The organism is Aeromonas sp. QDB25 (genome assembly GCF_027707725.1).
GTDB lineage: Bacteria > Pseudomonadota > Gammaproteobacteria > Enterobacterales > Aeromonadaceae > Aeromonas > Aeromonas caviae.
In genome coordinates, this window is the sequence record NZ_JAPCIZ010000257.1 from 1 (window position 1) to 508 (window position 508).

General features: G+C 51.4%; 1 protein-coding gene. It reads left to right on the forward strand.

Going from position 1 to position 508, the window contains the following annotated elements; all coding sequences use genetic code 11:
* Nucleotides 1-508: methyl-accepting chemotaxis protein (locus PG883_RS23805; protein WP_270808528.1), on the forward strand; the 508-nt coding region annotated here is incomplete at both ends.

Below are 508 nucleotides of genomic sequence, written 5' to 3' on the forward strand. Positions count from 1 at the left end.
CAGCGTCTGGTAGCCCACACAAGCCAGTCAATCACTGCCCTTGAAGGTGAAATTAGGCAAGCCGCTCAGGTTATTCATGAGCTTGAAGGTCAAAGTAACGAGATATCAAAAGTTCTTGACGTTATACGAGGGATCGCCGAGCAAACGAATTTGTTGGCACTCAACGCAGCAATTGAGGCCGCGCGTGCTGGTGAGCAGGGGCGTGGTTTTGCTGTTGTCGCCGATGAGGTTCGCAGTCTTGCTGCTCGCACACAGCAATCGACAACGGATATTCAAAGCATGATCAGCGCTCTACAAGAGCGAGCGCAATCCGCTGTTACAGTCATGGAGCAAAGTAGTCGGCAAGCGCACACGAGTGTAGCTCACGCAGAGGAAGCAGCTACAGCTCTTGATGGAATTGGCCAACGCGTTAACGAAATTACCGACATGAACGCGCAAATAGCGACTGCGGTCGAGCAGCAGGGAGCAGTAAGTGAAGACATAAACCGCAGTATTATCAATATACGCG